The sequence below is a fragment of the Thermoproteus sp. CP80 genome (assembly GCF_002077075.2).
In the GTDB taxonomy this organism is placed as follows: Archaea; Thermoproteota; Thermoprotei; order Thermoproteales; family Thermoproteaceae; genus Thermoproteus.
Genome location: NZ_LCWM02000041.1, coordinates 1 through 11,425, shown reverse-complemented (window position 1 = coordinate 11,425; position 11,425 = coordinate 1). Strand labels below are relative to the sequence as shown.

The window sequence follows — 11,425 nt, the reverse complement described above, 5'->3', positions numbered from 1 at the left end:
AAAAATCGTCCGCAGTCATCGCCTCCCCCCAATCCCCCGCCCCAATTAAATAGTCCGGCTTCAGCCCGTCCAAGACGTCGAGCAACCACTTGACAGAGTTCATCTCCTCCACGCTGTCGAGGCTTTTGTGTAGGTCGCTTATCAGCAGCATCACGCCCTCATAGCCAAGCGCTGGTTAAAAACTTGAGGACGTCGATACGAAAGATGGGCGTTGCCTAGGCATTAAGACCCTTGCGAAACTCCTACGCGAAAAGGCTGATCGTTACGGAGCTCATGCATGCCACCGGCTTCAGCCGAGGTATTGACCAAGGAGATAGTGCGGTGGTTATGTCGATAATTAGGCTACCAATAGCGATCGAGGCGTAAAGCGCGAATAGGAGTAGCTCCCGATCACTGACTATGTTGAGAATGGTAATGAGGCACCAAGTAGGTTACCGGTTATACCAAGATACCTGAAGCTTAGCTTAGCCACGATGCCGTAGACGTAACCCATGAAACCACTCAAGACCGTGGTTACGATACTCAACCAATACGAACTCATCTAGCATTACCCACCACGTGATTTAAAGCATTGCCCAGGCATACGTAACTACATCTCAACACCTCAAGCGGTTTACGAAAACTCAATGCTCAATCGACTGACTTAGATCTTATCTATGATTCTATGATTATTAAATTCGTCAGAGTTTAGCCTTTATACAGGGTCTGGGCTTGCCTTTTCTGTAATGTTCATATAGGATTGAAATGCATTCGTTGCATTTGTACTGTATCACCCATGAAACCTAATCCACGGTACTTAATCGGTGTGGAACCTTAGAAGCTGCAGTGAAGGCACCTAGGCATTAAGACTAGCTCTCTATGGCCCTTGGTAAGTCAGGGGATGCCCCGTCTCTCTGGGGCATTGGGATTAGGGTTATTGGTGTGGCCACCTGCTAGTTGTTTTATTAGTACGAGATTTAGGTTTGCCTTGTAGATTCCTGTGGTTGCTATAATAGAGATTCTTAATACGGTATCTCCGTTCTGCGGCTTACAAGTGAATCCTTTTATCTTGAATCTTTTTAGTCCTCTCGTATTATCGATGAAAGTAATGCCTTTCGATTCATTAACTTGGTATTTAATTTCGAAATTCTTCATCAAAAGCGTAAGGACCATTAACGAGCCATCGTTTTCAATGCGACCTGGAAATTCGATTAACGCCTTTGTGATGCATTGGAGCAATCTGGCACTGAGGAGCTGAGGTACGCCTGCAACATCACCAACGTCGCAAATCTTCTCATGCACACTCACCCCACTGTTTGGGCTTTTCCTCGAGCAACTCCTCAGTATTGTCCTTAAGTTATTCACTATACTGTCTATAGTTGTTCTGTCCATGCAGAGTGGTTGAGCTCCAAGGCTTGAGAGTGCTGTTCGTAGGTTTTCGATGCATTGTGTCATAAGCTCATTAACGAGTGGGACTACACTGCTCTCTTTGCTTTCTTTAGTCTTTTCTTTAATCGCCAATTCATTACAAGGTATTAATGCTATGACCATGGGCGTATCATTATCCTTCTCATTTTCATGGGTTAATAAGCTGATGATTGGCGATGGTGTACATAAATCATTAAGCATGATTGCCGCTTTCATAGGTATTTTTGACAGTTTAAGTCCAAAGGCTCCTTTCACTATTGATGTTAGCATAGTAAACCTTGGCATAGTAACATCAAACACGTTCCTGACAAGCTCATGTTCAGCGATGCCCATAATGTCCCCGTGCACCTCAGCTTCAGGTAAAGCACTAAGGAACTCGTAAGTAAACGCTATACAGGCTACAGCCGCAGCCAAATACATGCCTTGCAGGTTCATTATTGGTAGGCCGAGCACCCGCTCAATAAATAGGAAGGCGGATACCAGGGTAAGTATATAAGGAATTGCGATAACTGCAAATACCTTAAAGACATTCCTAATACTAATTTTATTAAATGATCTTAGTTTTTCAATAACACTATTAATGTATGCCTCAATGGAGATATCTTCTTTAAGTTCTTTAATGACCTCAGGTAACATACTGACTACATCTTTCGCAACCTCATCAATCGAGACTTTATTAAATAACCACCAATTAGAAATCAAGGTAATCATCCAAAGTACTATCGTCAATGGTAATACGAGTATGTTCATATATGGTAATTTAATGTTGCTAAATGGGTATGCTATTATGTATGCTGAGGAGACTTGGAAGGCTATGGCTGAGACTTGACGTGGCTTACCCCTCAAATTCTCAAGCAATAACCTAACGAACAATTCCTCATAACTCATTTAAATAAGATGGCCATATAATTTTAAATCCTTTCCTCATTCTATATGTTTCGTTGTTCTCACTGTGAATTTTTATAGAGTTACTGTTTGTCAGTAACGGGTTATGAAATTAATGAGCAAGTTTAAGGATATATTACAAAACCTCATCACCATCCTCGGAGGTCTTGCTGTTTCGCCCCCTCTCAGGCCGAGCCCCTCCGCATATGGTCCCCACGGGACACCCCTCGACATTCTTCCCGAAGCCCTCCGGCTTCAGGAAGCCCCCGCCCGCCCCTCTCCACGGCCTCCTCGTGGGCGGCCCCCGCGGCTCGGAAGCATACGGCCTACGAACTCACACACGGGCCGGCTCATCCGGCGGCCGGCGTGCGGCGGCCGGGCCCTGCCCCTTCGCAACCCCGCCAGCCGCTCGCGGTGGTCGCAACGCCGCTGAGCGGCGCGGCTCCGGAGGCGCGGCGAAGGCCCACCGCCGGGCCGAGACCGTTACGGAGACGCGGCGTTCGGCGCTTCCGCGGGCTTCCACCCCACACATCACCTCGAAGCTACACCACCGCAACAGAACAACCTGCAACAGTCGCGCACCCCCAAATACGATGCACTACATCAACTACCCAAGGCATAAGGCCGGAGACGACGCACAACCCCTAGTGGACACACGCCAAAACCCCCACGCCGGGGAACCGCACGCCCCCAAACGGCAGACCTACAAAAACTATATTAATCGTAACCTCAAACATACGTGGATTGGATAAAGCGACTCCTTTCCCGCAAGGATCTAGAGCTCCGTATCGCCACCTACAAGGGCGATGTGCGGCGCGTGAAAGAGCTGTTGGAAAAAGGCGCCGACCCAAACGCCCAAGACGAAGACGGCAGTACGCCGCTACATGCAGCGGCGTTTGGGGGTCATGTCGACGTTGTGAGGCTTCTCTTGGAACAAGGCGCAAACCCAAACGCCAAAGATAAACACGGCTTCACGCCGCTACACGACGCGGCATATGGGGGCCATGTAGGGATAGTCAAACTTCTCCTGGAGCACGGGGCGGATCCGACGGTAAAGGACGGGGACGGGGAGACCCCTCTCGACCTAGCCAGGAAGAAGGGTTATCGTGGGGTTGCCTCCCTAATCGAGGAGTGGCTGGGGCAGAGGAGGCCGCCCCAGCAACGCCGGCAACGGCGGGAGGCGGCGGAGGCCCTGCCCCCGGGCGGGTCTCAGAAGGCCGTCCCCCTCCCCGCCCCAGCTCCCACGGCCCAGCCTACCCCAGCGCAATCCCCGCCGCCTCGCGGGGCATCTACCGCCCCGTCCCTCTGGCCTCTCGCCGACGTTGAGCTGGTGGAGCGGCTTTCGGGGGAGGCTATAAGTTACGCGCCGGTTTCTCCCTCCGGCCCCTCCTTCGACGTGCGGGAGCTCGGGCTGTCCGGCTGCGTCCGCTTCGCCTGCGGCGCCTACTTCTGCGTATACCGTTGCGTGTGGCAAGGCGCGGAGGTCGCCGTGAAGGTGCCGGCGCATTACAGGGCGGACTTCGAGGGGGGCGCCCCGCCTCACCGTGGCGCCTCCCGCAGTCCTCAAGGAGCTGGAGGCGGTCAAGGCGCTGAGCCACAGGAACGTCCTCCGCCTCGCCGACGCCTGGCCGAAATACGGCGTCCTCGCCTACGAGTGGGGCGACGGGGGGTCCCTGAGGGACCAGAGGTTGTCTCCCAGAGATGTGTTGAAGGCCCTCGTCCACGTGGCCTGGGGCCTCCGCTACCTCCACAGCCGCGGGGTGGTTCACGGCGACCTCAAGCCGGAGAACGTGATCGTGGCGGGGGGTGTCTGTAAGGTCGCGGATTTGGCGTCGGTGAGGCGCCTCCTCTCGCGGATCTCCGGCAGCAGGGCTGATAGTTACACGCCGGGCTTCCGCGCGCCTGAGCAGGTGGACGTGAGGCTTGGGGCCGAGGCCAGGGCGAAGGGCTTCGAGGATAGGGTGGACGTGTACCAGCTTGCCAACCTGGCCCTCGACCTGATTGGCGCCGAGGCCGTGGACGGCGCCGAGTGGAGCCGGGAGAGGGTGGAGGGGGCGGCGAGGGAGGCCGAGGCGATCGGCCTATCCGACCTCGTGAGGCGGGCGCTTGAGCTGGAGCCCTGGAGGAGGCCGAGCGCCGAGGAGGCCGCCAGGAGGATAGCGGCGGAGTGGAGGAGGAGGGGGTTACCTCAGTATCTTGTTTAATTCTTCCAGCGTAATTTCTCCGCGTTGATAGAGCGTGTACAGCTGGATATAAGTGATCTGGCCGGCTCTGTAAAGCGTTCTCAGCCTTTCTATTTTGGCCTCTCTGGCCGCGGCTGAGAGCATCCCTATCAGAGGAACCGCGGCTAGCCCTATCAGCCCCAGGAGCGGGGCGGCGGCCTCTGTCAGTTGGTTGGTTCCCCGTATCCGCCCCAGTGCCCGGTCTATCCTCAATAATCCCCGTCCCTGCGCCTCCTTAGGCTCCCCCAGGTCCTCGGCTGTGTTTAGAATGGCGTCTCTGGCCGCCGTAGCGCTCTTCGTGGCCTCGTAGAGCAGGGCGGCGGCGCCCGAGACGTGGGGGGCGGCGAAGCTGGTGCCCATGACGCCCGTGTAGCAGTCGTCCACGGGGGAGCCTATGGGAGGCACGCCCCTCGGCCTCGCCGATACGACAGGCCCCCCTCTGTCGCCGCCGGGGGCCACCAGGTCGGGCTTCATAAGCCCGTCCGCCGGCCCCCTGCTGCTGTAGTCCGTGACCTTCCTCTCTTTATTCACGGCGCCTACGGCCACCACCAGCTCGCCGGCGGCCGGGGCGCCCACGGTCCCCCTCCCGGGCCCCTCGTTGCCCGCCGCCGCCACGGGGAGCTTCCCCCTCGCCATCAGCATGTTGGCGGCCCTGGAGACGGGGGCGTCGGGCCCGCCGGGCCCCCCGAAGCTCATGTTGACCACCGCCACGTCTAGGTTGAGCGCCTCGTGGAGAGCTCTGAGTATGATGGGGTCTAGGGAGATCCCGTTTCTGAAGAAGACCTTCAGGCTGACCACCTTGGCGTCCTGCGCCACCCCTCCGTATCTGTCGTCTGCGCCCGCGGCGACGTACGCCACCGCTGTGCCGTGGCCGTGGAGATCCTCCGGCCCCTCGCCGGGCACGAAGCTCTTCGCGTGGACAACCTTCCCCTCCAGCCCGCAGGCCTCCGGGTCGACGCCTGAGTCGATCACGGCGATTGTGACGCCCTTCCCGGTGTAGGGGAGATCCCGGCTCCACCCCACCAGGGAGAGGTTCCAGGGGAGCCCGGCGCCTGCGCCCACGAGCCTGTACTCCCGCTCGGGCTCCGCCCTGATGCCCATGGAGAGAAGTCTCCTGTATTCCCCCTCCTCCATCTTGACCACGAGGAGGCCCATCGAGGGCTAGGCCCAGGTCGGCGTATGCGTAGGGGCCCCACGTGGCGGCCTTCGCCTGGCTCACGGGCGACTGGAATCCCCTCCACATGGACGCCGAGTACGCCGGATCCACCATATTCGGCGGTAGGATAGCCCACGGCATGCTCACGGCCTCCCTCGCGCTGGGCCTATTCGCTCCCTACCTCTACGGGACTGCCATAGCGTTGCTCGAGGTCGGCGCGCGTTTCCTCAAGCCGGTCAGGATAGGCGACACCATCTACGTCGAGACGGAGGTTCTCGACAGGAAGCCCTCGGAGAAATACAGGGGAGGCGGCGTGGTCCGCCTCCGACACAAGGTGAAGAACCAGAGGACTGGGTCGAGTCTTGATGGAGAGCAAGACATAAATGACTAGTGTTCATTGGAACAGTTTCTCGGCGCCCAATTAGCTGAAGCACCTCACATGTAGGGAGATATATTTAAATAAAAGCACTAAACAAACTATGGATTATTCAGCTATACTTACATCACCAACAGTATTGTATCAATCAAATTTATTATATATAATCAAATCAATATATGAAGTCCATGATGTAAAAATTACAGAAATTATTATAAATAATATAGACATATTAAGTTTGATTACGCTATCTCCTTTTCTCTCTTTTGAAACTGAGAGTTCTGCCCAGAGAGTTCGGATGAGGGGGTCAATCGTAGATGCAAGAAGCGTAGCGCCTAAAGACGCATGGTGGAGGTCATGCTGACCTGTGCGGACTTATGCTCATCTGCGCAGGACGAAGCGGAGAGATATAGGTGCATAGAGAGGTGTGTTTCCATCGTCAAGGGCGGGCCCGAGCTGCCGTCCCCTCCCTCGTGTATGCCTGCCGATGCAGTCTATGAGCTTAACGAGTTCATAGCGGCCTATAGGAGAATCCCTAAAGGCTTTGAGGACTGGCAGATACCGTCGCGCATAGCCATCGTTATCGCATCTGCGATCAAGAGATGTGAGATAGATGAACTTGCCCAGTATATATCTACCGCGCTAGACGCCAGCGGCATAGACAGATACGCTGTGCGTAGCGCGTACATCCATGGCTTAAGCCCAAACGTTGTCGAGGTGCTATATCACATATTCCCGAACATGGCGCCGCGCGTAGGAGCTAACGCGCCGATGATTACCCAGTTGCCAGCGGTGAAGACGCCTACCGTAGCCGCCAACACAGCGCCCCCGCCTAGCCCTCCCGCCGCTACGGCAGAGGCTAAGGAGGAGCTCCGACGGAAGGCGACCTCGAAGAGGCCGCCTGCGGCCGGGCCAGGCGAGGCCGTCCTGCGTGTGGGCAGCTTGGCCGAGCACGAGACGCAACTCGGAACAGTCAGACTTCCCCTCTCGGTAATGGAGAGGCTAGGCCTAAAGTCAGGAGACTTCGTCGAGCTGACGGGCACCAAGTCGACGTACGCCGTGGCCCAGCCCACTGATGAGGAAGACGTGGTGAAGATGGACGAAGTCACGAGGTCTAACGTCGGCGCCGAATTGGGCGATTATGTGCGCGTAAAGAAAGCGGTGTTGCCGCCAGCCGAGAAGATCGTTCTCAGGGCAAATCAACCCGTAGACGCCGAATACGTCAAGAGATACTTACTCTTCAAACCGCTTGCGAGAGGAAACATTACTGCTGTGCCCCAGCAGGACAAAACTGTAACGCTCAGAGTTGAGGATGTAGTCCCGGCTCCAGTCGCCTACGTTCAGCTATCCACCGAGATAGAAATACGGCATAACGGCATGGCGCAAGGTAAACAGCAACAGCCGGAGGGAGAGCTTATGTATAAATCATCAGCACCAGAGGCACTAAGAGTCTTTGAGGCAAAGACACAGGACTCAGGTCGTAGTATTGTAAGGATCCCTATCCGCATCATGAAGAGGCTGGGCGTGGAGCCCGGCGATTACATCGAGATCGTGGGGAGGAAGTCGGCCTACGCCCAGGTCTGGCCGGCCTACCCCGAGGATGAGGACAAGGATATAATCCGGATGGATGGGATGATCAGGCAGAACGCCGGCGTGGGCATCGGCGACACCGTCAAGGTGAGGAGGATCTCCCTGAGGCCCGCCCAGAGGGTCGTGCTGGCCCCCACGGAGCCGGTGAGGGTAGACCCCGAATACCTCAAGAAGCAGATCCTTCTGGGCAAGCCCGTCACGCGGGGCCAGGCCATCGACGTGCCGTTCTACGGAGGATCCATAAGGTTCGTCGTGGTGCAGGTACAGCCAGGCCCCGCGGCCTACGTCTCGGTGGACACGGAGGTAACCGTCAGAGAGGCAGAAGTAATTGTCAGGGAGAAGTCAAGCAGTAGAGACCTGTCCGTTTCTCAATTTGTAGGCAGAGGCTTATATATAGTTGGAACTGCAGATTTGTTTAGAGCGTTTGGCTTCTTTCTGTTGTTTGTATCGTTTATCTATATAATCACAAATCATAAATCTATATACTCTACTATGTTTACATTCACCTTGTTTGCAGGCTATTTTGCGTCTGCAGTTATCGCACCTGTCGTGCTTATTTTTGCGCGTCGGAGAACTTGGGCTTCTGCATTGATAGGCATCTTGGGTCTTATCCTGCTTTTAGTCTATATGCCGAAAGTATCAAGTCTCGATTTGGCTGGCGCGCTCTTCACCTTTGCAATACTATGGCTTATCATCTCTGCAATGATATCCATGCAAGCAGAACTAGAGAAGTGGAGTTCGGGACGGTTCTACGCAACGTTGGCCGGCGCGATCGGAGTGGGCTACATAGTACTCGCGATAGCCAAAACAATAGATGCGATAAGACACTACGCAAGGGCGGTGTAGCCGGCCATTGGATCCTATTAGTTTGCCGTTAGATTTCTACAGTGTACTCCATTATTACGCATCTTCCAATCCTCGCGTCTCCCCACGGCGACATAGGGCTCCACTTTATCCCCCTAAGGTCTTCGGCGATTATCTCGAAGGTGTAGAGACCGGGCTTGTCCAGGCTCGCTGACGCATCTATCTTTATATACCACCTACCGTCTTGCGCTCTCTCCGCGATGAATGTACCTGCGGGTTCCTGCGCGTCTTTGCATGTGGCGAGGGGGCTATCCAACACTTTGCAGAGGTAGAGGTCGCCGACGTCGTAGCTATGGCGGCTCGCCGGGTTGCTTTCATACTCGGCGTAGTAGACGGCGAAGAACTTCGGCTTCATCTCCGGCGCGGCGTAGCCCTCCGCGGTGAACCTCCCGCCTTCGTAGTGTGGTGGGGAGATCCACTCCACCCACTTGGCCACCATATACACCACGTAGTACCTAGCCCCATATGTGCCGTTCCAGAAGTAAGACGTCGCCATAGCCGCGTAGTTGTTGCAGGGATCAAGCAGAGAGTCTCTGTGACCCCACATGGAGAGGGCATCGTTGAACACCAAGCTGTATATGGCGTCGGTATAGTTGACCTCCGCGACCTCGCTGGGGAGCTGGCCGCCGCCCATTACGTATCGCGCCATCAAGTTCTCCTCCACCCCGTAGAGCCCGCCGTCAAGCTGAGTGTACCAGTAGCCTGGATGCCTCCCCCCTGCATCGTAGTGGCTGAATAAATTAGTCTGGGCGAGGTATTCCGCCCTGTACTTGGCTACGTTAAGGTTAATAAGTTGTACCGGCGGGATTCCCTCTTCGCTTCTAATATAGTTCAGATAATCCACCGCCTGTACCTTGGAGACATTATCCTCTAGCTCGAGCGTCTGCGTAACAGACGTCGCAACTATTCCGTTTGCCGAATTTGTCGGCCTAGCGAAGTCCGTGAGTGTCTGCGGAGTAATCGTCTGGATGGGGGGCAGAACTGGCCGAGGTGCCTCCGGATTGCCTATGTAGGGATAAAATAAGAGGAGAAAAAATGCGACTATCCCCAGAGCCGCCAACACCTTGACTACAGTTCTCTTCGGTTTCTTTCTTCTCCTACGTGGATAACAGACGAGGTAGCCGTTCCGTTGCTCGCACTTAAGCTTGCTCACGTTATGGAAGTTCGGTTACGCCGTCTACGTAGATCACGTTAAACGGCGTCGTTGTGCTTAGCTGGCGGTCGACCGCCTCAACCACATTATAGGTGTCGATAACGACGTAGAAATAGTAGCCAACATAGGAAGACCTTGATAACCACTTGACGTGCATCCAACCTGTATTGATCTTATTGAACATGTCGTTGAAGGTGGCGTTGGGATTTATGAGGGAGTAGAACCGCACCACGGGTACGATCGAGTCGGCACCGAATGGATCACTCCAACTAGTACCTATTGCAACAAAAGAAACGTTGAACCCCGCGTCTTTAAGTAGGGCGGCTAGCGAGAGGGCGTAGAGCGTCTGCGTGTCTAACTGCAGTTGCTGTTGTGGAGAGAAGGCCGTCGCGCTGAGCTGGCGCATAACCGCATCGGCAAGTTGCTGTCGGTTTTCGAGCCAATAGTTATATATGGCAAAAAGACGGAAGAAGTCGCGAGAAGGCGTGCCAGGAGTCCCCACGACGTAGGGCGTTACCGGATTCAGAGGAAAGCCATCGTAATAGTGCCAGGTCTCGAAGTATCGATATGTGATTTGAAACTCGTCAACGCCATACCCAAGGTCGTTATAGATAACTAATACATATGTCCCGTTGTTTGGCGGCGTAAATTTAACGTATCCGCGGCCAGACGCCAGCGGAGTCCCGCCGTACCCATTGCGCCACGCCTCGTATTGGTTAGGCGTGAAGAAGGCGATGTAAAGAGACTCAGAGGTCGAAACCTCTATGGTTTGGTAACTATACAAAGAAAAGTCAAAATGGTAGAAGTAACCGGAAGGTAAGGGGTTATATGTGTAGGTGTATGTCTGTGTGAATGTCCACACATCGTCAACCTGTGGCGCATTTAATGTGATCTCGTTGAGGAGAGCCTTTGCTTGCTGTACCAGGTCATAGCCAGCATATACTTTGTTCCTCAGCTGTTGATAAGTAGCATTAAGTTGCGCTAGCTGGTTAACCAGCTGGTTCTTCTGGATTTCAAGTAGTGTTAGCTGGGCCTCCGCTTGGCTTAACTGCGCCTGAGTATCTCGTAGCTGATTTTGTGTCTGCTCCAGCTGATTTTGGGTATCTTGTAGCTGTTTTTGAGTCTCGGCCAACCGAGCCTGAGCATCTTTTAGTTGATTTTGGGTATCTTGTAGCTGGTTCTGGGTGTCTTGTAGTTGTTTTTGGGTTTCGGCTAGTTGTTGTGCTGTTTTCTGAAGCGTTGATAAGTTGCCCTCCAGCTGATGAGTGAGATACTTCACTTGGTTCATTAGGAGGTTGTTGTCTTCGTAGGCGCCAAACCACAGTACAGCGAAGACTGCCGCCAGTAGAAGACTCACAACCAGCCCGGCGATCAATCCTAGGTTGGTTTTCATGTTCTAAGTGATGATAAAGGTTCTTAAATATTGAGTATTAAATTACTAATCTGTTCTTTAGTAGCAATACGATGTAGACAGAGAGGCCGCGGAGGCTGCCGCTAGGGCTGGCGGAGCCGTGGTGGGAGTACTGCCGCATCTACTCGACGGACCGAGCGCGCTCAGCCGCGACGCCCATCTGCTCTTCGATCTGGCGGAGGAGGCCGCCGTGGTGGCCGAGCACCTCCTGAGGGATCCCGCCGCGACGAGGCAACGCCTCGCCGCCAGGAACCGCATAATCGCCGGCATGTCCCACGCCGTGATAATCCCGGAGACCAGATACCGCCAGACGCGCTGGGGCACGAAGTACCAAGTCCAGTTCGGCATAAAGGCGCAACGC

The 11,425-nt window shown here is 54.7% G+C and carries 7 protein-coding genes and 4 pseudogenes; 7 read left to right on the top strand and 4 right to left on the bottom strand.

The window, feature by feature from the left end; all coding sequences use genetic code 11:
• Positions 1–873 precede the first annotated feature (873 nt).
• Positions 874–2,295: a hypothetical protein gene (locus B7L68_RS07670; RefSeq protein ID WP_081247090.1), complete on the bottom strand. Its 1,422-nt coding sequence runs from the start codon at positions 2,293–2,295 to the stop codon at positions 874–876.
• 736 nt (positions 2,296–3,031) lie between these two features.
• On the opposite strand from B7L68_RS07670, the pseudogene B7L68_RS09065 reads away from it, so the two are divergent.
• Both B7L68_RS09065 and B7L68_RS08990 read left to right on the top strand, forming a co-directional pair.
• Positions 3,032–3,385: pseudogene (locus B7L68_RS09065) on the top strand (ankyrin repeat domain-containing protein); the annotation flags it as partial.
• 451 nt (positions 3,386–3,836) lie between these two features.
• On the top strand, positions 3,837–4,496 hold the full coding sequence (locus tag B7L68_RS08990) for a protein kinase family protein (RefSeq protein WP_162008417.1): 660 nt from the start codon (positions 3,837–3,839) through the stop codon (positions 4,494–4,496).
• Here the strand turns inward: B7L68_RS08990 and B7L68_RS07655 are convergent.
• A complete protein-coding gene (locus tag B7L68_RS07655; protein WP_081247087.1) occupies positions 4,476–5,669 on the bottom strand; it encodes a S8 family serine peptidase in 1,194 nt (397 codons plus the stop codon). The two genes, B7L68_RS08990 and B7L68_RS07655, sit on opposite strands and share 21 nt — an antisense overlap.
• 41 nt (positions 5,670–5,710) lie before the next feature.
• Here B7L68_RS07655 and B7L68_RS07650 point away from each other — a divergent pair, with 41 nt between their 5' ends.
• The 4 genes and pseudogenes from B7L68_RS07650 to B7L68_RS08980 all read left to right on the top strand — a co-directional run.
• Positions 5,711–6,061, top strand: coding sequence for a MaoC/PaaZ C-terminal domain-containing protein (locus B7L68_RS07650; protein ID WP_238136383.1), 351 nt, complete (start codon positions 5,711–5,713; stop codon positions 6,059–6,061).
• Positions 6,062–6,149: 88 nt separating this feature from the next.
• A complete protein-coding gene (locus B7L68_RS08515; protein ID WP_143615325.1) occupies positions 6,150–6,410 on the top strand; it encodes a hypothetical protein in 261 nt (86 codons plus the stop codon).
• A pseudogene (locus tag B7L68_RS09060) lies at positions 6,392–7,402 on the top strand (hypothetical protein); the annotation flags it as partial. The gene B7L68_RS08515 and the pseudogene B7L68_RS09060, both read left to right, overlap by 19 nt.
• Before the next feature lie 60 nt (positions 7,403–7,462).
• Positions 7,463–7,963, top strand: a pseudogene (locus B7L68_RS08980) (AAA family ATPase); the annotation flags it as partial.
• Between the two features lie 547 nt (positions 7,964–8,510).
• Here B7L68_RS08980 and B7L68_RS08740 read toward each other — a convergent pair.
• Both B7L68_RS08740 and B7L68_RS07635 read right to left on the bottom strand, forming a co-directional pair.
• Positions 8,511–9,344: a CAP domain-containing protein gene (locus B7L68_RS08740; RefSeq protein ID WP_162008416.1), complete on the bottom strand. Its 834-nt coding sequence runs from the start codon at positions 9,342–9,344 to the stop codon at positions 8,511–8,513.
• Positions 9,345–9,654: 310 nt separating this feature from the next.
• Positions 9,655–11,046, bottom strand: a complete 1,392-nt coding sequence (locus B7L68_RS07635) for a hypothetical protein (protein WP_081247084.1) — start codon at positions 11,044–11,046, stop codon at positions 9,655–9,657.
• Positions 11,047–11,131: 85 nt separating this feature from the next.
• Here B7L68_RS07635 and B7L68_RS07630 point away from each other — a divergent pair.
• Positions 11,132–11,425, top strand: a pseudogene (locus B7L68_RS07630) (DNA-processing protein DprA); the annotation flags it as partial.